The organism is Bradyrhizobium manausense, from assembly GCF_018130615.1.
GTDB classification, from domain to species: Bacteria; Pseudomonadota; Alphaproteobacteria; order Rhizobiales; family Xanthobacteraceae; genus Bradyrhizobium; species Bradyrhizobium manausense_A.
In genome coordinates, this window is sequence record NZ_JAFCKB010000001.1 from 1 (window position 1) to 24770 (window position 24770).

The following is a 24770-nucleotide window of genomic DNA, read 5'->3' on the forward strand; positions in this document are numbered from 1 at the left end:
GCCTCGCGACTGCGCGAGGTCAACCGCATCATCGAGGACACCGCGTGGGGTCCGTACCGCACCGAGTTCTATCCGACCTACGATTACAAGCCGGTCGGCATGGCCGAACACGACAAAGCCACAAGCAATTGAGGCGTCCATTTGGGCGAAACGACGCCGCCTGCTAAACGCCCCTTTTGCGTCGCACAAACCTTGGCGGCGCAACCCTTGCTTGTGCACCTCCGCCGCAGCCTATTAGAATAGACCTCTCGGCATTTCTAGGCAGGCCATAGCTCGGGAGACACTAATGCTTGGAATCGCGGATATAGTTTCCCAAGGACGGTTGCCACTTGAAATCACGCCCCTACTCGAATTCCTGACTGAACCATCTGGCCAATATATTACCCAAGAGGGAGCCTCGTGGGACTTTAAACGAGAGTGGCCATTCTCTTATTCCGACAACTACTTTGGCGGAATAGCACGGCTTATCTGCGCGTTTGCCAATTCAAACGGCGGCCTCATAATATTTGGCGTCCACGATGAGCATCGGACTGCTGGTCACAATCGAGTCTCACCGAATATGGACCGGTTAGAACAAGCGCTCAGTCAACTCCTGTCCGACCAAGTATCCCTACAATTGAGACGATATTGCGAGGGCACACCTAGCGCCATCGATGTCCTACTGGTGCTACCTAAGAGCCCAGCCACTATGCCGATTCGATTCCAGAAAGATTGCGCCGAGTACAAGGCTGGAACAATTTGGGCACGCCAAGGCCACGAGGTTATACAAGCGGAGCCTCGCCACATGGCATTGTTATACTGCCGAGATGATCCTGCCAAGAAGCTGGATGAGGAGAACGATTCCTACCTCAGCGGAGGGTTACCACCGAGTCCGTCAACGATCAAAAAGTTCGTTGGCCGTATGCGCACTGTAGATCAGGTATTTCGGTGGCTCCGGTCTGCAGATGAACCGCGCACATTTCTTTACGGTAAGGGAGGGTCCGGCAAAACCACCATTGCTTACGAAGTCGCAAAGACCATCAAGCTTCATAGCAGCTCTTTCCATATCTTCGGCGGCGACGCACTCGATAACATTATTTTCGTTTCAGCGAAGCAGAGGTCTCTGGACGTAATGAGTTTGACGTCGAGCGCATTTGTCGGCCTAGACTTTTCCAATGAGCGAGAATTGTACGAGGCAATCTTAACTCTCGGAAATTGGTCATCGCAAAGCCTAAGCGACCTCTCTCTTGAGCGCATAAAGAATGAGATGAGGGAGTTTCTCGACCTTACCTCAAACTTCATAGTTGTTGACGACGTAGATACCCTTACAGTCAATGGGCTGGAGGCAGGCTTCGACTTCCTATACGGCCTTTTGTGGCGCGCAAAGCGAAGATCGAAACTACTGTATACGCTGCGAAATGCGCCATCTCAATCATTGGCGAATGCGATCGAGGTTCCCGGCCTTGAGGAAGGTGACTACGAAGAGTTCGTCGAAGTTTGTCGATCTCAATTTCGTGTGCAAACACCGCCTGATCGGTCTTTTGTCTCTGGAAGACTATCTATCGTCTCAGAAAGGCGACCGCTCGTCATAGAGAGCATCATAGCGCTGACAAGAACTGCGGGAAGTTACAGTCGAGCGGTCGAGCTATTTGAAGAGGGCGCAGGCGAAGACGTTAGGCGCTACGTGTTTCAGAGAGAGTGGAATTCGCTATCACCAACGAACCACGGCCGGTACGTACTCGCTGTGCTCGCTCTAAATGCCGAGCCGCTAACGTTCTCTGACTTAGTAGCGCTCACCCGGTACGAAGAGAGTCGCGTTAGAGATGCCCTTGCTGATGTTCGAGAAATGTTTCTCATTGTCAACGAAGTTGGAAAGGAAGCGACTTATCAGTTGGGCGAAATGACCCGATCCTTTATATTGGAGCAGTCAAAACGACTCGATCAATACGCCGCCATAAAAGAGAGAGTGGCAAAATATCGAAGTAAGTTCTTTCCGGACAACCCCGTACTCTCTCGACTTAGAGATAGCGTCGAAAGTCTCGCCTATCGCGGCTGGAAATTTGGTGACAAGGACGCTCTCAGAAAAGCTCTTGAACTGATTTCCAGCAGTTCATTACCACCGAAAATAACTGAGGACCCTCGGTTTAATTGCCTGCAGGCATTTGCTTATGCGAGCCAGCGCCCTGCGCAATTGGACGACGCTCGAAGCCATTTCGATCGCGCCTTCGTTATGAAGTACGAACCCGATATTGAGCATCTCAAGCCATGGTACTTCGCAGAGAAGGAATCGGGACAAGGCACAGAACAATGCCTCAAAATCGCGGACTTCATCTGCAACGGCAGAAAATACGACGACGACACGAAACTGACATTTCTGAGTCGAAAAGCATCGGTGCTCTTCAACAGAGGACGAGAGAATATCTATTTTGATCCATCCCGTGGTATCTCAGACATTGAATCGGCCACGCTACTTCACCTTTCTTCCTTCGAGAAGGCCTACGATCTTGGCAGCTCCAGGCTAGACAAATTCGAAGAATACGCTCGCAACTCTGCGTATGTTCTCTTTCAATTCCTAAGTTCAAATCATCGCTTCGATGATCTTCTGGAGACAATACTCCGGATTGTCGAAGCAGCCCCCGGCAAACTGGATCCGATTGAGGATCCCATAGCGCGTGCCGTCGAGTCGTTTTTGCACGTGAATGGCACCAAGCCAGACTTACATAGACTCGTTGGCCGCCTCGAATATCTAGGCAAGCGACTTGCCACGCCGGGAAAGTGGTACGATCGCTTCGCTTACGAGAGGCTACAGGATCACGTTAAAGCAACCGCAGCTAGCCTAAGTGCTGCCATCAAGAAGACTTTCGAGCGAAAGCCAGCGGAGAGATAACCGACAGAGATGACGCTTGCCTCGACGCCTCGCGACTGCGCGAGGTCAACCGCATCATCGAGGACACCGCGTGGGGTCCGTACCGCACCGAGTTCTATCCGACCTACGATTACAAGCCGGTCGGCATGGCCGAACACGACAAAGCCACAAGCAATTGAGGCGTCCATTATTCAATTGGGCGAGGCGGGCAGAGCTTCGTCCAATTACAGGACACGGCCTCGTGCGACGTCGAAATGCGGGTCGGGAAAATCCTGCATGATTGTCGCACGCGCGCGCGCAGCGTGCGGCCAGACGTAAAGATTTCTCGAACCAGATCCGAACAATTTTAGAAATGATGGGGGCTTTAACGTTACCCAGATAATTCAACAATCGGCTGAAGCCCTCCTTATTTGAAACTGCTCCCGTCGCTAACACCGGTCGCGGAACGGGAGTGGCTTGCGATGAAAGATGAGACTGTTGAGTTCGCCGGACGAAGGCTCAAGACCTTCGGACGGCGGAAAATAACGCCGCGCGCATGCGTCGCCGACGGCAAGCGCCATCTGCGCGCGTTCCTTGCCGAGATCCTGGAGGATTTCGGCTTCGTCACCTGCGAATGCGCCAGCGCCGACGAGCTCAAGACCGTGCTCGCGGGCGAACTGCCCGATCTGATCCTGTTCGGCGTCGCCGCCGATGGCATCGAGCCCGGCACGTTTCTGGAGACGCTGGTGCGCGAAGCCTTCGACGGCAAGGTCCTGGCCGTCGGCGCCCGCGAGTCGATCATCGTCAAGGCCGTGCAGCAGGTCGGGGAGGAATATGGCCTCGCGATGCTGCCGCCGCTCACCACGCCTTTTGCCGCGGAGACGCTGCGCGATCGCGTTGCAATGCTGCTGCCGGACGAGCCGGCGCCAAGCCCGGCCGTGCATGTCGGCGAAGCCCTGCATGCCGGCTGGCTCGAGCTCTGGTACCAGCCCAAGATCGACGCGCGCACGCTGATCCGCTGCGGCGCAGAGGCCCTGGTGCGGATGCGCCATCCGACCTGGGGCGTGGTGCCGCCGGCCTATTTCATCCCGGAAGAACACGATCCGCATCTGCGCGATCTCTCGGAATTCGTGATCGAACGCGCCGTACAGGACTGGCACTATCTGCTGGAGCGGCAAAGCCCGGTCGACCTGTCGATCAACCTGCCGGCGTCGTATCTGAAGGAGCCGCAGGCCGTGCGCGATCTCTGCCGCCGTGTCCCCACCCATCCTGCGTTCGGAGGACTGACGATCGAGATCGACAGCGAGGAAGCGATCCGCGACCTCGATCTCCTCGTCGAGGTTGCGCGCGAGGTGCGCCTGCACAACATCGGCCTGTCGATCGACAATCTCGGCGTCAATTGGCCGTCGCTGATGGATCTCGGCCGGATTCCCTTCATCAAGCTGAAGGCCCACCGGCATTTCGTGACCGGCAGCGCGAACGACCGTCTCAAGCGTACGGTCTGCCGCCACATCGTCGAGCTCGCGCAGGGCTACGGTGCACGCGCAGCCGCCGAGGGCATCGAGAGCCGCGCCGACCTCGTCGCGGCAAACGAGCTCGGCTTCGATCTCGTGCAAGGCTTCCTGTTCGGAAAGCCGATGCCGCTGAAGAAATTTGCGCGGAGCGCGCTGACGCGAACGGTGATGGATCAGGCGTGAGGCGCGAAAGCCCTCACGCATACCGCCGCGCGAAGAAGACGCAGACGACCACGAGCGCGGTGGCGGCGATCATGCTCCATGCGACCGGCTCGTGCAGCAGGAAACCGGCCAGGGCGAGGCCGAAGAAGGGCTGCAGCTGCTGCAACTGGCCGACGCGCGCGATCCCGCCGATCGCGAGCCCGCGGTACCAGAAGATGAAGCCGACGAACATGCTGAAGATCGAGACATAAGCGAGCCCGATCCAGGCCGGGGCACTGACGCCGCTCCATGTCGACGGCCAAGTTAGTATCACGACAGGCAGCATCAGCGGCAACGCCAGCAGCAGCGCCCAGGAGATCACCTGCCAGCCGCCGATCCGGCGCGACAGCGCCGCACCCTCGGCATAGCCGAGCCCGCACAACACGATCGCCGCGATCATCAGGAGATCGCCTGCAAGTGAGGCTGAGCCGTCGTTCGAGAGAGCGAAGCCTGCGACGGTGGCGCTGCCGAGGACCGCGAACAGCCAGAACAACGGTTGCGGCCGCTCGCCGCCACGCAACACGGCGAAGATCGCGGTCGACAGCGGCAGCAAGCCGATGAAGACGATGGAATGTGCCGAAGTAATGTGCTGGAGCGCGAGGGCGGTCAGCAGGGGAAAGCCGACCACGACGCCGATGGAGACGATGGTGAGCGAGGCGATATCCCTGCGCTGCGGCAACGTCTGACGCAGCAGAACGAGCACGGCCGCACCGATCAGCGCGGCGATGATCGCGCGCGCCGAGGTCAGGAACAGCGCCGAGAAGCCGCCGACCGCCACGCGCGTCGCCGGCAGTGAACCGCTGAAGATGATGACGCCGAGAAGCCCGTTGCCCCAGCCGCTGCCCGCAGATTGCATGTCCGTCCCAGCTTTCTGAGTTGCCATCCTCGGCGTTTCGCGGTGGCCAGACCAGTCACAATCCAGTACAATTCGGCAGAACTGTATGGGTGTGGAAGGCAATACACCTTGGACATCGAAGCGCAATCCAGGGGACGCGGCGGCGCGCGGACCATTGACGTGATGAGCGCGATCCGCGCCAAGGTCGCCGGCCGCGCGCTCGGCCCCGGCGACCGCCTGCCATCGATCCGCAGCTTTGCCGCGACGATGGGCGTTTCGCCGTCGACGGTCGTTGAGGCCTATGACCGTCTTGCCGCCGAAGGCCTGATCCGCGCACGCCGGGGCTCGGGCTTCTATGTGTCGCCGACCGTCGCACCGCCGCTTGCGTTGACCGAGGTCGAGCCGCGCCGCGACCGGGCGGTCGATCCGTTCTGGGTCTCCCGGCAATCGCTCGACGCCGACGATGCCGTGCCCAAACCCGGCTGCGGCTGGTTGCCGCCGGAGTGGATGCCGGAAGCCGCGTTGCGCCGCGCCATCCGCGGACTTGCCCGCACCGACGCGAGCGTGCTGACCAATTACGGCTCGACATCCGGCTCCCTCGCGCTGCGCAGGCTGCTGCTCGCACGCCTCGCGGAGGACGAGATCGAGGCCTCGCTCGGCCAGCTGATGCTGACGGGTTCGGGCACGCAGGCAACCGATCTCATCTGCCGCTTCCTGCTCCGCCCCGGCGACACCGTGCTGGTCGACGATCCCTGCTACTTCAATTTTCGCGCGCTGCTGCGCGCGCATCAGGTCAGGATCGTCAGCGTGCCCTACACGCCGACGGGTCCTGACGTCGCTCGCTTCGAGCAAATTCTTGCAGCCGAACGTCCGCGCCTCTACATCACCAATTCAGCGCTGCACAACCCGACCGGCGCGACGCCCTCGCTTCAGACCGCGCACCGGCTTTTGACGGCAGCGGCGGCGCACGATCTCACCATCGTCGAGGATGATATCTTTGGCGACTTCGAGCCGGAGCGCTCGCCGCGCCTTGCTGCGCTGGACGGACTGAACCGTGTGATCCGGATCGGCAGCTTCTCCAAGACACTGTCCGCCTCCGTGCGCTGCGGCTACATCGCCGCGCGCGCCGATTGGGTCGAGCATCTCGTCGACCTCCAGGTCGCAACCAGCTTTGGCGGCCCAAGCCCGGTCGCGACCGAGATCATCGCAAAAGTCCTCGCCGGCGGCAGCTATCGCAAGCACATGGACGAGCTCAGGCAAAAACTGACGCGCACGCGCCGCGACGTCGCGCGAAAACTTGGGGCGCTGGGCATCGAGCCGTGGCTGATGCCGCGCGGTGGCTTCTTCCTCTGGTGCCGCCTCGCCGACGGACGAGATGCCACCGCCGTTGCGCGCACCGCGCTCGACGAGGACGTGGTGCTGGCACCCGGCAACGTGTTCAGCGTGTCGCAGACGGCGGAAAACTTCCTGCGCTTCAACGTCGCGCATATGAACGATCCGCGGATGTGGGATGTGCTGCGGCGGGCGTTGAAGGCGGGCGCCTAGTACAGCGGCTCCTCATAGACCGGCTCGCCGTCGAGCAGCAGCCGCTTGATCGCGGCGCGGCCCGAGGGCAGCACGGCGGCGACGACGCGGAGCTTTTGCTGGTTACGGGCCTGCTCGAGCTTCCTGCCCTCGCCTTCGGGCACGAAATAGCTTTCGAGGCCGTATCGGACCGTCAGCTTGTCGCAGAAGATGCGATTGGTCGAACCGCAGGAATAAGCGACGCGGCCGCGGATCAGCACTTCCGCCGCCGTGACCGCGACGGGCTCGGCGTGCACAGAAACGGGCTGATAGAGGCCGCTGGCATCAGGCGCGAGCTTGACGAACACGACGGGATTGCGCCCGGCCATCGGCTGGCCGGCGAGGGCGCCCGCCGGCAGCTGCGTGATGTCGTAGCCGAGCACGACATAGTCGCCGCGCAGGAGATCGCGGGGATCGACCGGCCGGGTCTGCAAGGTCACCTCACGGCCTTCGCGCAGGATCTGCATGCGGTCGGCGACCATCAGCACCAGCAGCGCGCATTGCAGCAGGATGGCTACACCGAACAGCACCGCTTTCGGGATGCGTTGCCAGAAATTCGTGATGGCTTCGATCATCGCTCAGCCCTCGGCAGCAAGCGGTTGAGCGCTGATGCAAACACCACGGCAATGAGTCCGGCTGCCGCGAGAAAGGCCGAGCGGCGCAGCAGCGAGCCCTTCACGGCCCAGGTGATGCCCGCAATGACGCCGGCGATGCCGAGCCAGCCGGCCACGATGCGCGGACGCACATCGTCGAGCACGCCGGAGACGACGAGGCAGAGCATGGCGCAGAGCAGCGCGGCATAAGCGAACCAGGGCTCGCCGGGGGCAAATGCCGGCCAGATCGGCGCCGCAACCAGCACGAGGCCGATCGCGCAGGCGGCGAGGATTTCACCGGCGCGCCTGGTGAGGCCGGCAGAGGCGAGCGCGAGAATCACGCCCGCGACGCCGCACGCAATCGTCCACAGCGGCTGGGCCTCCATCGCGGCCGTCCGAAGACGGAAGAGATCGTCGACTGTCGCCACTTCCAGGAAGGCGACGACGGCCAGTGAAAATGCACCGTAGATCGACAGAACAGATCCAAGCCGGTGCGCTCTTGGCGACGGCGCGGCTGATATCGCGAGCCCGGCGCCGAACAGCAGGGCCGCACCGTTCGCGAGCACGAATGACGGCTGGGCGCCATCGAAGTCGAAGCGAAGCGACGTTGCGACCCACCAGGGAAGTACCGCAACCGCAACGAGATGGGCGGCGACGCGGGAGTTCCATGCGAACGCGATCGCGGCGGCGATGAGCCAAGCCACAATGAACTGGAGATGAAGCGCGTCAGGCGCGTCATAGACGCGCATGCAGGTCCAGATGCAGGCCGCCGCAAGCCCGACCGCCAGCGCGCCGCGCGAGCCGGTCAACAGCGCTGCGGCGAACGCTCCGATCGACCACAGCAGCATGCCGCCGGCAAAATCGTCGCCAAGATGATACATCTGGCCGACCAGCGCGATGCCGGCGCCAAAGATGATCGCGCCGATGCTGGCGCAGAGGTCGGCAAGAACATTGCGGCCGGTCGCGGCGAACCACGCACCGAGACCGCCGGCGACGGCCATCCCGGCGAGCAGGATCGCGAAGCGCAGCAGCCGCGCGATCTCGGTCCAGTGCGCCGCGACGAAGGCAAGGAATGCAGCCGCGATGAGAAGACCGCCGACGATGGCAACGACGACCGCAATGTTGATACCGGGCGACAGCGGCGGCAGCGCATGGCGGATCGAGGTGGCGGCCGCCGGCGCGATCACGCCATCGGCTTCCCATTGCGCAAGATCAGCCTCCAAGCGTTGCCGATAGGCCTTGTCGAACATCGTCGTGAATCACTGGCTCGCTGCCGTCGCGGAAGATTGGTCGGACCGCGCCGGTGACAGGTTCAAGCTATCGCCGGTCTGGGGGCTTCCGTCGCGGGACAAGAAACTCGAAAACAACCCCATGCACAGTAGCCAACCTATGTCAGAACAAGGACTCTTGCCAACAATTGCGGAATTACAGAAATTTCGCTTGTTCCGTCGGGCAAAACAGGTGCATGATGGCATCATGGCAGGAGGTCGGTCGGCAGGGTTTTGGCCCAACTCTCTTGAAGGCGTTTGGTGCGCGTTGTTGTGCACTGTCACCGCAACATCCAGCATCCGCTCAGGCGAATTGAGAATATCGGGACAGCTGGAAGAAGGGTTCTGCTTCGTAGGACGGATCGGTGGCGAGGCGAGCAAGCCTTTGTCCGATGGCGGGCGCGAACTTCGCACCATGGCCTGAACACGCGGAGCAGACGATCAGGCGGGACTCCGGCCAGCGATCGATGATGAATTCCTCGCCCGCATCGGGCAGGCGGTCGGCGGGCGCGGTGTTGGTGTAGAGGCAGACGTCGCGATCGATGATGGGCCCGGCCGCGCCCGGGACGAGGGCGGCCAACGCTTCGCTCACGGAGCGGAGTTCGGCATCGGTGGCGTGCGGACCCCAATCGTCGGGGCCGACCACGGGCCCGTGGTTGTGAGGCGCAGCTTTGACGCCGCGCTGTTCGAAGTCCGGAAAGCCGTAGACCACGTCGTTCGGACCTCGGTCCAGAATGAAGATCGGGAAACGACCTGAAACCACAGTGTCGGGGCTAGCAGGCTCGAACCAGCCGACCGCCTGTCGGGTCACGTTGAGCAGCGCGTTGAGTTGCGGGAGGGCGCGGCCGAGCCATGGGCCCAGCGCCAGTATAGCGCGCTCGGCGAAGAACTCCTCGTTGGCCGTGCGGATCGACACGCCGTCCCGGCGCGGCGTGAAGCTCGCGCGTTCCGGAATCACGCGCTCGCCGGCGCGTGAGCGCATCAGTTTCATGACGACAGCGGTCCGCAGGATCGCGCCGCCGTCCTGGACGACGACGTCCCAATCGTCGGGCAGGTTGAAAGCCGGAAATTCCTTGTTCGCGACAGCAGCGGTCATCTTCGGATCCGGGCGCCCTTTCGCGATCGCGGCCGCGCGCGAGGACGCCACCATGGCGGAGCCGGGGAGGCCGGCCTCCAAAATAGGGGTTTCCGTCAGAACCGTTTGACCGCTTTCGGTTTGCAGCCGGATCCAGCCGGCATGAGCCTCGTCGCTCAGGCTGGTGTAGTTGGGGTTTTCAAAATTGAAGCGACGGAAAATTCGACATGAACCATGTGACGAGCCTCGATCCGAACCTGCTGCGATCGGGTCGAAGCCGAGCGCATCGACGCCGGCATCCAGCAATGCGCCCAGCGCTGCTCCGCCCATGAGCCCCAGACCCAGCACGGCGACTTCGCATTTTCGCATGAAGGCCTCGCGAGCGATGCTATGACGCGTCGATCATCCTGATGAATTCGCGGGTTTACAAGGGCTGCGGGAGGCGATTGCGGCCGGCATCGACAACGCACTATCAGATCAATGGGGCCGCGTCAGCGCCATCAGGACCGTCCCTGTCATCTCGGCCTGCTCGCGGCAACCGAGCTCGCGCACGATCGAGCCCTGGAGTTACTCAAGGGCGACTAAGCGTACACTCATAAAGCCGCCCGCCGAACGACCTACACATTGCTATTATAGCAATCGCGCGAGCCCCCCTGATTTCTGTGCAAAGCGGGTACAGGAGAAAAAGTCCATGGGTAAGTTCGCATATTGTTCTATAACGCGCGGATGGCAAAAACCATAACTCCGAATCAGCTGCTTGGGCAGATTGGCGAGACTGCCGTTCAATTGCGGTTCCTCACCATGGGCTTCCAGTTCGATGTGCGCTCGCGCCTCGAAACTGGGATCGACGGAATCGCCGAGGTAATGATCGAAGGCCAGCCAACCGCCAGAATGATCGCGGTGCAGGTGAAAGCGACGGAGGCTGGCATCTACACGGGCGAGGATGCCAGTGGCTTTACTTATCTGCTGCGCACCGAAGACCTAGCTTACTGGCGCGGCTCGAACCTGCCCATCATCATTGTCCTCTTTCGCAGGAGCGACGACACCTATTTCTGGAAGGAAGTCTCGACTGGGACAGGCCCGGGCGAACGGCGGCTAAGCTTCGACAAGAAGCTAGACGTGCTAGACCCTAAGGCGGTCGATCGGCTCGCCGCTCTTACCATTCCCAAGGCAGGCTTTGGCTACTACGTTCCGCCACTCGGAGGCGGCGAAGAAGCGCTGGTGAACATTCTTCCGGTCAGCCTGCCCGATGAAGTGTTCGTAGCGACAACGCCCCACACTGCAAAGCAGGCGACTGCGATCCTCCTCGACGCCGGGCAGCCTGCGCGCTTCGATTGGGTCATCAAGGGCAGCTCCTTCTGGTCCTTCCATGACCCTCGTACTTCGTCGTGCGAGCAGATCGTCGATCCAGATCAGGTGGAAGCGATCGAGGTCAGACACTTGGCCTTCCATGATGACCTCGACGAGCGGAATAACTTCGCTTTCCTTCTCAATCTTACGCTTCGTCATCAATTGCGAAGCGATTTGGAATGGGACAAAGAAGGACGGCTTCTCTTTTTTAGAGCACGAGTCGAAAACGAATCACGCACATTCCACTATCAATCGGCGAAAAAGAAGGCTGAAGCGGACGTCGTTAACGTTGTGCGCAGCAAGACGGACGCGAACCGCGTTGAGTTCGTGCGGCACCACGCCTTCGTACCTCGATTTGAACTCCTGTACGACCAGTGGTTCTTGGTGATCAATCCGACTTACTACTTCACCACCAACGGGTTCATTCCGCACTCGTATCCTGGTGCGCTGCTGGCTGGAAAGAAGCGGTTGGATAAGAGTGCATCACTGCGCGGACAGGTGATCATGTGGCACCGCTTGCTCACGGAGGAAGAGCGCAAAGCGGACGATTTGTTCGCAGTTGCCGCCGCTGATCCACGCCTCACATTCGGCGAGCCTCCGAGCGTTGAGCTCCCGAAAAAGGTGCCCGAGGATGTGTGGGGCACCCCGAAGAAATCGAGCGAGGACGTGGACCCCGATCAAGAACTGCTGAGGTTCGAATGAAGTTCGAGACCAGAATCTTCGATGAACCGCTTCTCGAGTTTGGCGGCCAGCACTGCCATCCCGATCCACGCCTCGGTTTGTTCGAGGCGGGGCCGCTACAGACGCCGCTTGGTGATGCCATCAAAATCGCCGTCATAGGAAATGCGAAGACCGTCGAGGACGCCCGCGACTTCCTTCAAGCTGCTGGGGCAGGATTCGTCGGAAAATCGGAGAAACATCCAAATTTACATCCGCCGTTTCCGGGGCTTGGAAACCAGAATCCTTTCCGCTGCCGGTTCGAGATTCCGGATGGCGCGGGTGCCGCGATCCCGCAGGCGCGCATCGAACGCATCAGGAAAGAACCTCATCACGGCAAAGCAGTCGAGATGGCAGTCGAAGAAATTATTGAGCAGTTGCAGGCGATCGAGGAGGGCAGTTCAAGGCCAGACGTTGCCATCATTGCATTACCGGTTGAGCTGATTGAGCGCGTCTGGAACGCCAAGGTCGATTCCGACGCGACGATGGAGGAGGAAGATAGCTCGGGTTCGGATGCCCCCAATTTCCGCGGCATGCTCAAAGCTAAGGCGATGCACTTTCGCTTCCCCATTCAGATCGTCTGGGAAGACGTGCTCGACGAACGCGCCGTCATCCCCTTGAAGATCAAGGAGAGCAGCGCCCGACAAATTCAGGACCAAGCCAGTCGTACGTGGAATCTTCTGACCACGCTCTACTACAAGGGATCTGGGCGCGTGCCGTGGCGGCGGGCGCCTCAAGAGGGAGAGTTTTCAGCCTGCTACATCGGGGTAAGCTTCTATCGCGAGGCCGGTGGACAACAACTCTTCACAAGTGCAGCCCAGATGTTCGATGAACGCGGAAGAGGCTTCATCCTTAAGGGTAAGGGCGCGCAGACGGAAAGTCGTGGCAGACATCCCTATTTGACACAGAACGATGCAAAGACTTTGATTGCCGATGCTCTTGCTGCCTACAAGAAGCACCACATGAATTTTCCGGCGCGCGTCATAGTGCTGAAAACATCTCGCTTCCGCGACGAAGAAGCCGACGGGATATTTGAAGCGCTTGATGAGGTCGGCACCGAGCTGCGCGATCTCGTATGGGTGCAGGAATCGTCGTTCGTGAAGGTGTTCAGGGACGGCAATTATCCTGTCATGCGCGGCACGTTCTTGGAGCTTGACGGGAAAGGCTTGCTCTACACCAACGGCAGCATTCCCTACTACGGGACATACCCCGGCATGTATGATCCGAAACCGCTACTGATCTGTCCCTACAAAACCAGCGATAGTACGGTCGCTCAGATTGCCAACGAGATATTCGGTCTCACGAAAATCAATTGGAACTCTACACAGATGAACCAGAAGCTGCCGATCCCCATTCGTGCAGCACGCAAAGTAGGCGAGGTCCTTAAGTACATCACTGATGAGAAAGTGAGCTCTGACTATCGCAGGTACATTTGACTGCAACGTACCAGCGAGGCCGTCCTTTCGCTCTTTAAACATTCTGTGATCGCACGAGATCCCGGTACTCGTCGAACCCCGCGTCTGACAAAGTGGTGCGGTCGGTGCGTACGAGATACTTTGCAATCCGATCCGCTGTCACGTCGGCGGCGCCGTTGGTCAGATCGCGGTTAAATGCGGTTATCGCTGCTTGCGGTGGCGCCAGCTTGCCAGGATTGGGAATAAACCCGGCGGCAACACACCGACAGATTTCACCAAGCTCGACCACCGATCTGAATAATCGGAATGCTAAGCCCTGCCCGGGGATCAGCTAATCTTTCGTGTCCAATATTTCAAAATGCCATTTGGCTCCTTCGGGTCTGCTGACGGGCTGCTCGTCGACTGCGTCTTGGAAGCCGGACGGTCGAATAGCGACTTCGGTTCGTACGTGACTGCGTGCGCATCGCAATGATTGTGCCATGAAGCATTTTTTTCGAGGTCGAACTCCATTTTCTTAGCGACCTGCGCGACCACTTCCTTTCTAAGGACGTTTGCACATTCTAGTGCGAGATCGGCGTCTCCAGGTGTAGCTCTTCCTCCCTCATGAGCGATCGCATTCCGCTTTGGGACGATGACTGCCACGAAGGTCTTCCAAAGTTGAGATCCGTCCGAAAGCTTCAGCTCATCCAGTTTGATATCGTACATGCCCAGGACGCTCGGCAGCAGATCGCGATCGGCCGCCTGCTTACGGCGTTGAAGAATGTGACGAGTTAGGATCTTGGCCCAGCTATCGGAGAGGAAGGCACCCTGCAGCAGCGGCTCAATCAGCATGTATCGCGTGATCAGTTCGATTGCCGTTACCGCGCCCAAGATTGCGAACTGCGGGAACCCGCCTTGTCGGGCGTAACGAGCTTGAGCGATTACGTCATCGAGTCGATTATCGATGGCGTCTCCATAGATGCCCAAGAAGTCTCGAATAGGCTGTTGGGACAAATTCTTGATCGCGTTGTCGATGTCTTCCTGGCGACCGATTTCTTCCCAGTATTCTTCCTCGTACCAATTGTCCGGATCTCTACTCATTTGGGGCCCGTTGAGTGGGGGACACGCGATGGTAACACGCCACGCTAGGTACAGCATGGACGATCGCTGGTTGTCACGGCGTTGTTCAGTTCGACGGCGATCGAGGATCGACCAACGAGCAAGGATCGATTTTGTGGGCATGTGGCTGAAACTGGGCATCGCGACGTGGTTGGATTCTTCCGATTCTCCGCCGCTCCGACTTGGAGGGGCGGGCAAAACACCACGCGCTAGATCGGCACGCTATTATGTGCTCGCGCGCGGAGGATGCCCTGTTCGTTAGATTTGGTGCTCCACAAAGGTGCTACACAGGACCGAAGCATGGCCCTGCGGAAAGCCTCATTTTGCTGGGGTTTGATGACCTTTTCGGTCAAATGGCGGAGAGGGAGGGATTCGAACCCCCGATAGGCTTGCACCTATGCCGCATTTCGAGTGCGGTGCATTCAACCACTCTGCCACCTCTCCTGAAGGCGCCATATAGGAGCAGGGCCCCTGTGGTTGGGGGCGTTAATAGGCGAGGATGGCGGGCCAGACAAGGCGCGAAAGGGGAAAATCCGGTGGTTGTTTTGCCGGGTTTGGGCTGTTCTCGCCGCGTCGAAGACAATCGGCACCTTTTTCTGGGCTACCCCTCTCCCTAACCCTCCCCCACATCCGCCTTCGCCCGGAGGCGGGCTTCGGCGGACAAGAGCGGGGAGGGAACGCACCTCCCTTGTCGCGGCGAAATGAGACCAAATCTCATCATGCTCAAAGCACTTCCCAGCCAAAGGAACTGCCATGGAGCACCTGACGATCCCGGCCAATGGCGCCAAATTCCATGTGGTGCGGGCAGGACAGGCAAAACCGCTGCTTTTGCTGCATGGTTGGCCGGAATATTGGCTGACCTGGGAGCCGGTGATCTCGCGGCTTTCGGACCGGTTCATGCTCATCGCACCCGATCTGCGCGGGTTCGGCGACAGCGACAAGCCGGATGGCCCTTACGGGCCTGATGGCCATGCGGCCGACATGCTGGCCCTGATGGACGCCCTTGGCATCGCGCGATTCGCGGTGGTTGGCCATGACGTTGGCGGCGCGGTGATGCAGCCACTGGCCCGGCGGGCACCCGAGCGGCTGGCGGGATTGTTCTTCTTCGATTTCGTCTATCCCGGGATCGGGCCGCGGATGGCGGCGCCTGATCGGCTCAACCACATCTGGTATCAGTCCTTCCAGCAGATGGAGATGGCGCCGCGGCTTGTGGGCGCGAGCCGTGAGAGCTGCCGGCTCTATATCGCGCACTTCCTGAAGAATTGGGCGCATCGCCAGGACGCGTTCGACGACGTGCTCGACGTTTTCGGCGACACCTACTTCCGGGACTGCAATCTCGCCGGCGGCTTTGCGCATTATCGCGCGTCGCATGCCGGACGGGTTGCGATGATGAAGGGCGAGGCGCCGGTGCTGCCGCCGATCAAGGTGCCGACCTGCGTGCGCTGGGCCGAGCATGATCCGCTGTTTCCCTATGCCTGGACGGATCGGCTGGGCGAGACGTTTGCCGAGCTTGATCTCGCGATGTTTCCCGGCGTCGGACATTTTCCCCACCGCGAGGATTCAGATCGCGCGGCCGCGGAAATCGCGGCGTTCTTTCAGCGGATTGGCTGGAGCTGAATTGGGGAAGATAGAATGGACGGCTTGCTCCGCCTCTCCCGCTCTTGTCCGCCGAAGCCTTGGCGAAGGCGGATGCGGGAGAGGTCGACACGCCCCGGGCGATGCGAAGCATCGTCCCGCGCGTGGCGGGTGAGGGTTCTTTCCTCTTGGGGATTGTCCCGTTGCGGAGAGACCCTCTCCCCAACCCTCTCCCGCAAGCGGGCGAGGGGGCCCAGCGCCGATGCCGCCGCATCGTGCAACCATTATGCGATAGCCCTGCCCGCATCCGCCTTCGCCAAGGCTTCGGCGGACAAGAGCGGGAGAGGCGAAGCAAGAAAACGGGTGGGACCGCCAGACGCGGTAAACACTGGCGGTCCCGTGCCGCTCATCGAAATGCTGGCCAGGAAGGGCGGCTTCGCAGGCCTGCGTGAGGCGACGGTTCGACCCTAGCGTGCAGCCGCTGCGCCGCAACGCAATCCACTCCTTAACCTAACCAGTCAAGGTTACTCCTTGTCGGCCTTGCCGCCATCCTTGTTGTTTTCCTTGTTGTTTTCCTTGGCCTTTTTCTTTCCCTCCGCAGAATCCCGGTCTTTGCCGTTGCTGCCCTCCTTGCGGCGATTGGTGAAGCGCGCATTGCCGAGGCCGGTCCCGATGGTGAGCACGCCCCAACGATCGACATCCTGCATGAACGGCACCTCGGAGAGGCCCTGAACCACGCCGTCATTGTGCATCAGGATCGCGGTGTCGTGCTCGCCGATCTGCGGAATGCCCTCGATCAGGCTCGCCGGGAGGTTGAATTTGCTGCTCTCCCAATTGCCCGGCAGGTTCTGCGCGCCTTTTTCGATCGACCCATCCGCATTGATCACGCCGGGACAGGCGATGCCGATGAAGGGCGCGAGCCTGAAGCCTTCCTTTTCAGCCTCAGCGATCAGCCCCTTCAGCATCTTGGTCAGCCGCTTCACGGCGCCCTCGCGCGTCGGCTCGTCGTCGGCATGACGCCAAAGCTCGGACTTCACGACCTTGGCCTTCGACAGGTCGTTGGCCTTCTTCCAGTTGGTCTCGACCAGGCCGCAGCGGATATTGGTGCCGCCGATGTCGACCGCGAGGATGCTGTCATGGGCCTCGAAAATCCAGGACGGCGCCAGATGCAGCGTGCCGATCAGGCCGGCGTCGTCCGGATGATGCCGGATCGGCACCATGTCGATCTTGAAGTCCTCGGCCTTGAGGATGATGTCGGTGCGCGCGATCGCGAGCTCGCCGAGCCGTGAATCGCGAAAACCACCGCCGACCACGATGCGCTCGGTCTTGGCCCAGGCCTTTGTCTTCAGGAAACGTCGCGTGACGTAAGCGAGCTCCTGGGCAAATTCCTCGATCGCACTGTGGACCACCGCGGAAGCCTCGGTATCGTCGCCGACCAGCATCGCATCCAGCGTCTTCTTGCTGATGCTCTCCGACGGCTCCTTGCCGAACGGATCCTCGCCGGTCTTGCGCAACGGCTTGCGCCAGCGGTCGAGGATTTCGCGGAATGCGCCCTTGCTGGCGCGGTCGCCCAGGAAGCCGTCCTCGTCCTTGATCTCGATGTTGAAACTGTCGACGTTCACCGACGGCAGCCGCTCGGCGCCGTGGTGGGCGATGCCCGTCGTCTTGACCAATTCGTCCGTTGCCATGGAAGCCCTTGCCCGAATGCCAATTCGCGGAGAACAACGGTGCGGGAACCCATTGGTTGCTGGGCGGGCCGAGATTCAGTAGGCGGCGAGGAAATGGCCCAAATCCTTCAAATCCGGGCGCTTTTCGGCAGTTTTCCTTGACTCTTCGGGCCCGGCGGCTATAAGTCCGCACACCCGGCGCGGGGCGTTTCTCGCGCCGCTTGTTTTTGCGTGGATTTTCAAAGGGATAACTCCCACCCGCGCAAAACGCAGTAAACCCATAGCGACTGACCAAAAAGCCGGCCCGGACGATGCTCGTCCCGAGGCCGGGATTGAACACGGAGAAAAAACGATGTTCGCAGTCATCAAAACCGGCGGCAAGCAATACCGCGTCGTGCCGGATGATGTTCTCGAAGTAGGCAAGATCGAAGGCGAAGTTGGCACGATCATCCAGCTGAGCGAAGTTCTGGTGGTCGGCGGCGACACGCCGGTCCTGGGCGTCCCGACGGTGGCCGGCGCCTCCGTTGCGGTCGAGGTGCTCGACCACAAGCGCGGGCCCAAGGTCATCGCGTTCAAGAAGCGCCGCCGCAAGAATTCGCGCCGCAAGCGCGGCTATCGCGACGAGATTACGGTTCTGCGCGTCACCGAGATCCTGACGGACAACGCCAAGCCCACCAAGGGCCCGCGTCCGAAGAAGGAAAAGGTGGCGAAAGAAGCCGCCGAGTAACGAAAGCCGATCACGCCAATTCACGAATTGATGCGTGCGACGTTTTGAAATGATTCCGTCAAGGAATTGACCTAGAACTACGCAGGATTTCGGAGACGAGCCATGGCTCACAAAAAAGCAGGCGGTTCATCGCGCAACGGCCGCGATTCCAAGGGTAAGCGCCTCGGCATCAAGGTGTTCGGCGGGGAGCGCGTGATTCCCGGCAACATCATTGCGCGTCAGCGCGGCACCACCTGGCATCCCGGCCTCAATGTCGGCATGGGCACGGACCACACCCTGTTCGCCAAGATCGAGGGCCGTGTTGAATTCCAGGCCAAAGCCAACGGCCGCACCTTCGTAGCGGTACTCCCGCTCGCAGAGGCTGCTGAATAGACGGTGGATCTAATTTGGAGTCCGCCGGGTCCTTGACCGAACCGGCGGAGTTCCAGAGATCGTAGAGATCGAAGGCTCCAGGGGAGGCAGGGAAACCGGCCTCCCCTTTCGTTTGTCGTGTTCACTTTCACTTAGTGACTTTGACGGAGCCGGACATGTTGCAGGATTTCTCGAGCGCGACCTTGCAGGAGGCGAGACCGAGCGTCGTCGCCACCGAACGGCTGACCTTGCGGCGGCCGACCCTCGCCGACGTCAAGACCATCGCCCGCCTCGCCAACGATCGCCGTGTCGCGGAAAACACCCGTCGCCTCCCCCATCCCTATTCGCAGGACGACGCCGTCGAATTCGTCCGCGCCACCGCCGCGCTCGGCAGCGAGACCGTGTTCCTGATCGAGCACGACAGCGGGCCGGTCGGCATGGTCGGCATCGACTGCTCCGCACCCGGCAATGCCGAGCTCGGCTACTGGCTCGGTGTCGAGCATTGGGGCCGGGGCTTTGCCACCGAGGCCGCACGCGGCGCGATCGACTTCTTCTTCGAGGAGTTCGAGGACGACCATCTCTATGCCGGCGCGCGCGTCACCAACCCGGCCTCGCGCAACGTGCTGGAGAAGTGCGGCTTCCAATGGAGCGGCGTGCAGCTGCATCGTTTCCTGGCGCTGGGCTCGTCGACGCCGGTCGACTGCTTCCGCCTCTCGCGCGGGGTGTGGTCGTCGCTGAAAAGCTGGAGCAGCGCGAGAAGGATGAGGTAGGGCGGAGAGCCTGCTCCATTCACAATGTCGTCCCGGCGAAGGCCGGGACGACCGCTCGGACGCGGCTACACCGGCGGACTCACCTCTTCGCTCGGGCGCCCGAGATCACGTTCCCGCAAGTAGATGTAGAACCCGGCTCCGATGATGATCGCCGCACCGACGATCGTGGCGATGGACGGCACGTCGCCGAACACGACGAAGCCGAAGATCACGGCCCAGACGATCATCGAATACTGATAGGGCACCACGACACTCGCCGGCGCGAGCTTGAGCGAGCGGTTGACGCAGAACAACGCGGTCACTGAAATGAGACCCGCCAGTGCGAAGAACACGAGGCTGCGAGGGGTCGGCGGCACCCAGTGGAATGCCGACAGTACCGCGCCCAGCGAGAACGTGCCGATGAATTGCGAGGACGCCATCACGATGTCGGGCGTCTTGCGCAGGCTGCGAGTGATCAGCATCAGCGTCGCGAAGGACAGGCTGCCGCCGAGCGCGATCAGCGCCGGCAGGCTCACCGTCTGCGCCGACGGCCGCAGCGCGATCAACACACCACAGAAGCCGATCAGAATCGCGGTCCAGCGCCGCCAGCCGACCTTCTCGCCCAGAAAGATCGCCGACATCGCAGTGACGAAGATGGGACCGGCGAGATAATAGGTGATGACATCCGCGAGCGGCAGATAGACGGTGGCGAGGAAGAACGCGGCCACCTCCAGCGTCGACAGCACGACGCGAAACAGCTGCAGGCGCGGCCGCTCCAGATGCAGGAACAGGTCGCGCTGTTTCCAGATCAGCGGCGACAGCAGCAGCAGGGCCGCGCACGCGCGCAGAAACAGGAGCTGCCCCACCGAATATGTCCCGACCAGGAACTTGCCCATGGCGTCGCCGAACGAGAACATGAAGATCGACAGCACCATGAGGGCGATGCCGGCCAGCCGTGCCGAGCGCTCGTCATAGGCGGAGAGATTTTTGAAGAAAGGCATTGAGCGCCGTTTTAATGAAGCAGGCGGCCGCGACAAGCCCGCGCAAGCCGAATTGAACGCATTGTCGCACTCTTCGGGCCCCGGTAGCGATAGGCCGCCTACACACAGAGAGCTTGGACATGACCGACTTCGACCCGGCCCAGCACCGCATGATCACCGCGCAACGCTGGTTTGAGGATTTCGTGGCCGGCGAACGCTTCGTGCTGCCCAGCCGCACCCAGACCACGGCGGTGTTCGCGGCATTCCAGACCGCGAGCGGCGACACCCATCCGGTGCACTACGATGTGGAATATTGCCGCGCCCGCGGCATGCCGCATCTGCTCGCGCATGGTTTCCAGACCCTGATCCACACCGCGCCCGGCGCGGGCCTGTTTCCGTTCATGGTCGAGGAGTCCCTGGTCGGCTTCCTCGAGCAGTCGAGCCGGTTCCTTAAACCCGTGTTCGCCGACGACACGATCTATCCCGCGCTCGAAGTCACCGAGCTCGTGCCCGGACGGACCACCGGCGCGGTCACGCTCAAGAGCACCGTGTTCAACCAGCGCAAGGAGCTGGTGCTTGAAGGCATGCAGAAATTCCTGATTCGGCGGCGGCCGACTGGTTAAGCAAGGGACGAAAATCGCGGAAATTCGGCCGATTTGCGGGTAAGTCCGGGTTGCCGCGGGGGACCGGCTGGCCTACCTATGGCCCATGAAATTCCTCGACGAAGCAAAGGTCTATATCCGCTCCGGTGACGGCGGGAACGGCTGCGTGGCGTTCCGCCGCGAGAAGTTCATTGAGTTCGGCGGCCCGTCCGGCGGCAATGGCGGCCGTGGCGGCAATGTCATCATTGAGGTCGCCGACGGCCTCAACACGCTGATCGACTACCGCTACCAGCAGCATTTCAAGGCCCAGAAGGGTGAGAACGGCGCAGGCTCGGACCGCCACGGCGCCAACGGCAAGAACATCGTGCTGAAGGTGCCGATCGGCACGCAGATCTTCGACGAAGACCGCGAGACGCTGATCCACGACTTCACCAATGTCGGCGAAAAGTTCGTGCTGGCCGAGGGCGGCAATGGCGGCTTCGGCAACGCGCATTTCAAGTCGTCGACCAACCGCGCGCCGCGCAACGCCAATCCCGGCCAGCCCGGCGAGGAGCGCTGGATCTGGCTGCGGCTGAAGCTGATCGCGGATGCCGGTCTCGTCGGCATGCCCAACGCGGGCAAGTCGACTTTCCTTTCCAAGGTGAGCGCGGCCAAGCCGAAGATTGCCGACTATCCCTTCACCACGCTGCACCCGCAGCTTGGCGTCGTGAACGCCGACGGCCGCGAATTCGTGCTCGCCGACATTCCCGGCCTGATCGAAGGCGCGCATGAAGGAACCGGCCTCGGCGACCGCTTCCTCGGCCATGTCGAGCGCTGTCGCGTGCTGCTGCATCTGATCGACGCCACCTGTGAGCACGCCGGCAAGGCGTACAAGACCGTGCGCAAGGAGCTCGACGCCTATGGCGGGCTGCTCACCGACAAGATCGAGATCGTCGCCCTGAACAAGATCGACGCGGTCGAGCCGGACGAACTCAAGAAGCAGAAGGACCGGCTGAAGCGCGCCGCCAAGAAGACGCCGCTGTTGCTCTCCGGCGTTACCGGTCAGGGCGTCAAGGAAGCGCTCCGCGCGCTCGTGGATGTGATCGGCGAGGCTCCGGTCTCGGCCAAGGCCAAGAGCGCAGCTGAAGCGGAGCCGTGGTCGGCTTGATTTGGTCGGCCTGAACTCTCTCCCCCACGTCGTCCCGGCGAAGGCCAGGATCCATAGCCACAGGGCGCGTTTTTGGCGAAGACTCGTCGTTCGGTACTGCGACCGTTCACAACAGATGGGTCACGCGGTATGGGTCTCGGCCTTCGCCGGGACGACAACTGAATGTACGGCCGGGAGCTGGTTGCCATCGCGATCTCGATAGCGCAGCATCCAACAATCAAGACACGACGGGATGATGCATGGCGCGCGCAAAGAACGTTCTCTGGATCATGTGCGACCAGCTTCGCTATGATTATCTCGGCTGCACCGGCCATCCCACGCTGAAGACGCCGAACATCGACGCCATGGCCAAGCGCGGCGTGCTGTTCTCCAAGGCCTATGTGCAGTCGCCAATCTGCGGTCCGTCGCGGATGTCGTTCTACACCGGCCGCTATATGCGCTCGCACGGCTCGCACTGGAATGGCTGGCCACTTCGTGTCGGCGAGCCCACGCTCGGCGATCACCTCAAAAAGATCGGCGTGCGTAACGTGCTGGTCGGCAAGACCCACATGGCACCCGACCTGGAGGGCATGAAGGCGCTCGGCATCCCGCCGGAATCGATGATCGGCGTCCATGTCGCCGAATGCGGCTTCGAGCCCTATGAGCGCGACGACGGCCTGCATCCGACCGGACGGCCGCGTCCGAAGTATGATGAGTATCTCCGCCAGCAAGGTTTCGAGGCGACCAATCCCTGGGAGCACTGGGCGAACTCAGGCGCGGCGGAAGACGGCTCATTGCAGAACGGCTGGCTGCTGGTGCACGCCGATAAGGTCGCGCGCGTGCCGGACGAGCATTCCGAAACGCCCTACATGACGCGCCGCGCGATGGATTTCATCAGCAAGGCCGAGACCGACGGCCGACCCTGGTGCCTGCATCTGTCCTACATCAAGCCGCACTGGCCCTACATCGCGCCGGAGCCCTACGCGAGCATGTATTCGACCGATGACATGATCCCGGCGATCCGCTCGGAGCGCGAGCGGCAGAATCCGCATCCGGTGTTCGGCGCCTACATGGACATGCGCTACTCCCGCAACATGGCGCGCGACGAGGCCCGCGAGAAGGTGATCCCGACCTATATGGGCCTGATCACCCAGATCGACGACCAGATGGGCGTGCTGATGAAGTTCCTGGAGGAGCGCGGCCTTCTGGACACGACCATGATCGTGTTCACCTCCGATCATGGCGATTATCTCGGCGATCACTGGATGGGCGAGAAGGACCTGTTCCACGAGCAGTCGGCGAAGATTCCGCTGATCATCATCGATCCCTCGCAGGAGGCCGACGCCACCCGCGGCACGCGCAGCGATGCGCTGGTGGAAGGCATCGATCTCGCGCCGACCTTCGTCGACTATTTCGGCGGCAAGGTGCCGGGCCACATCCTCGAAGGACGCTCGCTGCTGCCGCTGCTACGCGGCCCCACGCCGGGCGATTGGCGCAAGGTGGCGTTCTCCGAATATGACTACGCCATGCAGGACGTGCGGCTGAAGCTGAACCAGCCGATCGAGCGCTGCCGCCTGTTCATGGTGTTCGACGGCCGCTGGAAATACATCCACGCCTCCGGTTTCCGTCCGATGCTGTACGATCTTGAAACCGACCCCGATGAGTTTCTGGATCGTGGCGACGATCCCGAATGCGCCGGCATCATCGCGCGGCTCCAGGCCGAGCTGTTCGACTGGGCGCTGCATCCGAATGATCACATCACCACGCCACGCGAGAAGATCGCGGCCTATGCCGACAACCAGCTCCAGGTGAAGGGCGGCGTCTTGATCGGCATCTGGGACGAAGCCGAGCTCGCCGCGATCAAGGACGGCATCGCCCAGCGCGCGAAGATGTAGGCTTCATGGTGAGGAGGCGCGACAGCGCCGTCTCGAACCGTGCAGACCCTGCTGGCACAGCCGGGCCTTCCATTCTTCGAGACGCGCGCAGGAGCGCGCTCCTCAGGATAAGGGATAGAGCACCGGCTAGCTAGCAATCAAGCACGCGCCCTTCAAATTCCGGCTTACCCCGCACCAGAAAGAGTCGGTACCACTCGATATCCTTTCGCTCGGCGATCTCGGCGTCCGAGAGTTTCGTCTTCTCGCCGAGACTCAACTGATCGATTCCAAGATTTTGCCCGGCCACATAGATTGCGTAATCGCCCCGCTCGACATCCGCCGTGATTGCCGCATGATTGTCGGTCACCGACATGACGTGGATCCGTCCGCTTCCGGAATGAAAATGCACGCAGGTAATCCGCTGCCATTCGTCCGGCGAAGGCGGCTGATCGCTTGATATCAGCTCAATCCAATGATCGTTGAGGTCCGCTTCCGTGCCGATCATCCGGAACGCGGGAACGCCGGCAAAGCCGCGTTTGGATTTCGCAGCATCCCAGTTCCAGTCATCCTCGCTGCCAAGCGAGCTCAATGGATCGTCGCACACGACGATCTGATAATTGCTGGCAAATAATCGGGCAGCACCGAGCAAGCGCTGAGTCATGTCCA

20 protein-coding genes, 1 tRNA gene and 1 pseudogene are annotated in these 24770 nt (G+C 61.1%); 13 read left to right on the plus strand and 9 right to left on the minus strand.

From position 1 onward, the window contains the following. Positions 1 to 286: 286 nt before the first annotated feature. The 3 genes and pseudogenes from JQ587_RS37100 to JQ587_RS00010 form a co-directional block, all read left to right on the plus strand. Positions 287 to 757 (plus strand): annotated as a pseudogene (locus JQ587_RS37100) (ATP-binding protein); the annotation flags it as partial. A gap of 27 nt (positions 758 to 784) precedes the next feature. After that, the gene (locus tag JQ587_RS00005; protein ID WP_249154133.1) at positions 785 to 2866 is read left to right on the plus strand and encodes an ATP-binding protein; all 2082 of its coding nucleotides are present in this window, start codon (positions 785 to 787) and stop codon (positions 2864 to 2866) included. 440 nt (positions 2867 to 3306) lie between these two features. Next, complete coding sequence (locus JQ587_RS00010) at positions 3307 to 4521, plus strand: EAL domain-containing response regulator (RefSeq protein WP_212424054.1); 1215 nt, start codon at positions 3307 to 3309, stop codon at positions 4519 to 4521. Between the two features lie 13 nt (positions 4522 to 4534). Here the strand turns inward: JQ587_RS00010 and JQ587_RS00015 are convergent, their stop codons facing one another. Continuing rightward, positions 4535 to 5395: a DMT family transporter gene (locus JQ587_RS00015; protein WP_212303119.1), complete on the minus strand. Its 861-nt coding sequence runs from the start codon at positions 5393 to 5395 to the stop codon at positions 4535 to 4537. 108 nt (positions 5396 to 5503) lie between these two features. On the opposite strand from JQ587_RS00015, the gene JQ587_RS00020 reads away from it, so the two are divergent. Further along, the gene (locus JQ587_RS00020) at positions 5504 to 6919 is read left to right on the plus strand and encodes an aminotransferase-like domain-containing protein (protein ID WP_212424055.1); all 1416 of its coding nucleotides are present in this window, start codon (positions 5504 to 5506) and stop codon (positions 6917 to 6919) included. On the opposite strand, the gene JQ587_RS00025 is transcribed toward JQ587_RS00020, so the two are convergent. The 3 genes from JQ587_RS00025 to JQ587_RS00035 all read right to left on the minus strand — a co-directional run bounded on the left by JQ587_RS00025 (position 6916) and on the right by JQ587_RS00035 (position 10221). Beyond that, a complete protein-coding gene (locus JQ587_RS00025; RefSeq protein ID WP_212424056.1) occupies positions 6916 to 7512 on the minus strand; it encodes a GDYXXLXY domain-containing protein in 597 nt (198 codons plus the stop codon). The genes JQ587_RS00020 and JQ587_RS00025 overlap by 4 nt on opposite strands. Further along, positions 7509 to 8780 (minus strand): DUF2157 domain-containing protein, encoded by a 1272-nt coding sequence (locus JQ587_RS00030; protein ID WP_212424057.1) that lies wholly within the window; start codon positions 8778 to 8780, stop codon positions 7509 to 7511. Before JQ587_RS00030 ends, JQ587_RS00025 begins: the two co-directional genes overlap by 4 nt. A 322-nt stretch (positions 8781 to 9102) precedes the next feature. After that, positions 9103 to 10221 carry an FAD-dependent oxidoreductase gene (locus JQ587_RS00035; protein WP_212424058.1) on the minus strand — a complete coding sequence of 373 codons (1119 nt, stop codon included), beginning with the start codon at positions 10219 to 10221 and terminating at the stop codon, positions 9103 to 9105. A gap of 378 nt (positions 10222 to 10599) precedes the next feature. Here JQ587_RS00035 and JQ587_RS00040 point away from each other — a divergent pair, with 378 nt between their 5' ends. Together JQ587_RS00040 and JQ587_RS00045 are read left to right on the plus strand one after the other, a co-directional pair. Continuing rightward, on the plus strand, positions 10600 to 11925 hold the full coding sequence (locus JQ587_RS00040; RefSeq protein WP_212424059.1) for a DUF4365 domain-containing protein: 1326 nt from the start codon (positions 10600 to 10602) through the stop codon (positions 11923 to 11925). Next, positions 11922 to 13376: an argonaute/piwi family protein gene (locus JQ587_RS00045; RefSeq protein WP_212424060.1), complete on the plus strand. Its 1455-nt coding sequence runs from the start codon at positions 11922 to 11924 to the stop codon at positions 13374 to 13376. Before JQ587_RS00040 ends, JQ587_RS00045 begins: the two co-directional genes overlap by 4 nt. A 306-nt stretch (positions 13377 to 13682) precedes the next feature. Here JQ587_RS00045 and JQ587_RS00050 read toward each other — a convergent pair whose 3' ends face one another. Continuing rightward, complete coding sequence (locus tag JQ587_RS00050; RefSeq protein ID WP_212424061.1) at positions 13683 to 14435, minus strand: hypothetical protein; 753 nt, start codon at positions 14433 to 14435, stop codon at positions 13683 to 13685. 372 nt (positions 14436 to 14807) lie between these two features. Next, positions 14808 to 14897, minus strand: a tRNA-Ser gene (locus tag JQ587_RS00055). A gap of 309 nt (positions 14898 to 15206) precedes the next feature. On the opposite strand from JQ587_RS00055, the gene JQ587_RS00060 reads away from it, so the two are divergent. Beyond that, positions 15207 to 16070, plus strand: coding sequence for an alpha/beta fold hydrolase (locus JQ587_RS00060; protein WP_212424062.1), 864 nt, complete (start codon positions 15207 to 15209; stop codon positions 16068 to 16070). Positions 16071 to 16552: 482 nt separating this feature from the next. On the opposite strand, the gene JQ587_RS00065 is transcribed toward JQ587_RS00060, so the two are convergent. Beyond that, positions 16553 to 17716 carry an ROK family protein gene (locus JQ587_RS00065; protein ID WP_212424063.1) on the minus strand — a complete coding sequence of 388 codons (1164 nt, stop codon included), beginning with the start codon at positions 17714 to 17716 and terminating at the stop codon, positions 16553 to 16555. A 331-nt stretch (positions 17717 to 18047) separates the two neighbouring features. On the opposite strand from JQ587_RS00065, the gene rplU reads away from it, so the two are divergent. The 3 genes from rplU (at position 18048) to JQ587_RS00080 (ending at position 19543) form a co-directional block, all read left to right on the plus strand. Continuing rightward, the gene (rplU, locus tag JQ587_RS00070; RefSeq protein WP_212303127.1) at positions 18048 to 18422 is read left to right on the plus strand and encodes a 50S ribosomal protein L21; all 375 of its coding nucleotides are present in this window, start codon (positions 18048 to 18050) and stop codon (positions 18420 to 18422) included. Between the two features lie 102 nt (positions 18423 to 18524). Further along, on the plus strand, positions 18525 to 18794 hold the full coding sequence (gene rpmA / locus JQ587_RS00075; RefSeq protein ID WP_092234086.1) for a 50S ribosomal protein L27: 270 nt from the start codon (positions 18525 to 18527) through the stop codon (positions 18792 to 18794). A 155-nt stretch (positions 18795 to 18949) separates the two neighbouring features. Continuing rightward, positions 18950 to 19543, plus strand: coding sequence for a GNAT family N-acetyltransferase (locus tag JQ587_RS00080; protein ID WP_212424064.1), 594 nt, complete (start codon positions 18950 to 18952; stop codon positions 19541 to 19543). A 65-nt stretch (positions 19544 to 19608) separates the two neighbouring features. Here JQ587_RS00080 and JQ587_RS00085 read toward each other — a convergent pair whose 3' ends face one another. Beyond that, positions 19609 to 20523, minus strand: coding sequence for a DMT family transporter (locus JQ587_RS00085; RefSeq protein ID WP_212303129.1), 915 nt, complete (start codon positions 20521 to 20523; stop codon positions 19609 to 19611). 119 nt (positions 20524 to 20642) lie between these two features. Here JQ587_RS00085 and JQ587_RS00090 point away from each other — a divergent pair, with 119 nt between their 5' ends. The 3 genes from JQ587_RS00090 to JQ587_RS00100 all read left to right on the plus strand — a co-directional run bounded on the left by JQ587_RS00090 (position 20643) and on the right by JQ587_RS00100 (position 24125). Further along, positions 20643 to 21125 carry a MaoC family dehydratase gene (locus JQ587_RS00090; protein WP_212303130.1) on the plus strand — a complete coding sequence of 161 codons (483 nt, stop codon included), beginning with the start codon at positions 20643 to 20645 and terminating at the stop codon, positions 21123 to 21125. Between the two features lie 85 nt (positions 21126 to 21210). Further along, on the plus strand, positions 21211 to 22251 hold the full coding sequence (gene obgE, locus JQ587_RS00095; RefSeq protein WP_212303131.1) for a GTPase ObgE: 1041 nt from the start codon (positions 21211 to 21213) through the stop codon (positions 22249 to 22251). A 239-nt stretch (positions 22252 to 22490) separates the two neighbouring features. Beyond that, a complete protein-coding gene (locus JQ587_RS00100) occupies positions 22491 to 24125 on the plus strand; it encodes an alkaline phosphatase family protein (RefSeq protein WP_212424065.1) in 1635 nt (544 codons plus the stop codon). Positions 24126 to 24255: 130 nt separating this feature from the next. On the opposite strand, the gene comJ is transcribed toward JQ587_RS00100, so the two are convergent. Beyond that, positions 24256 to 24765: a competence protein ComJ gene (comJ, locus tag JQ587_RS00105; RefSeq protein ID WP_212424066.1), complete on the minus strand. Its 510-nt coding sequence runs from the start codon at positions 24763 to 24765 to the stop codon at positions 24256 to 24258. Positions 24766 to 24770 lie beyond the last annotated feature (5 nt).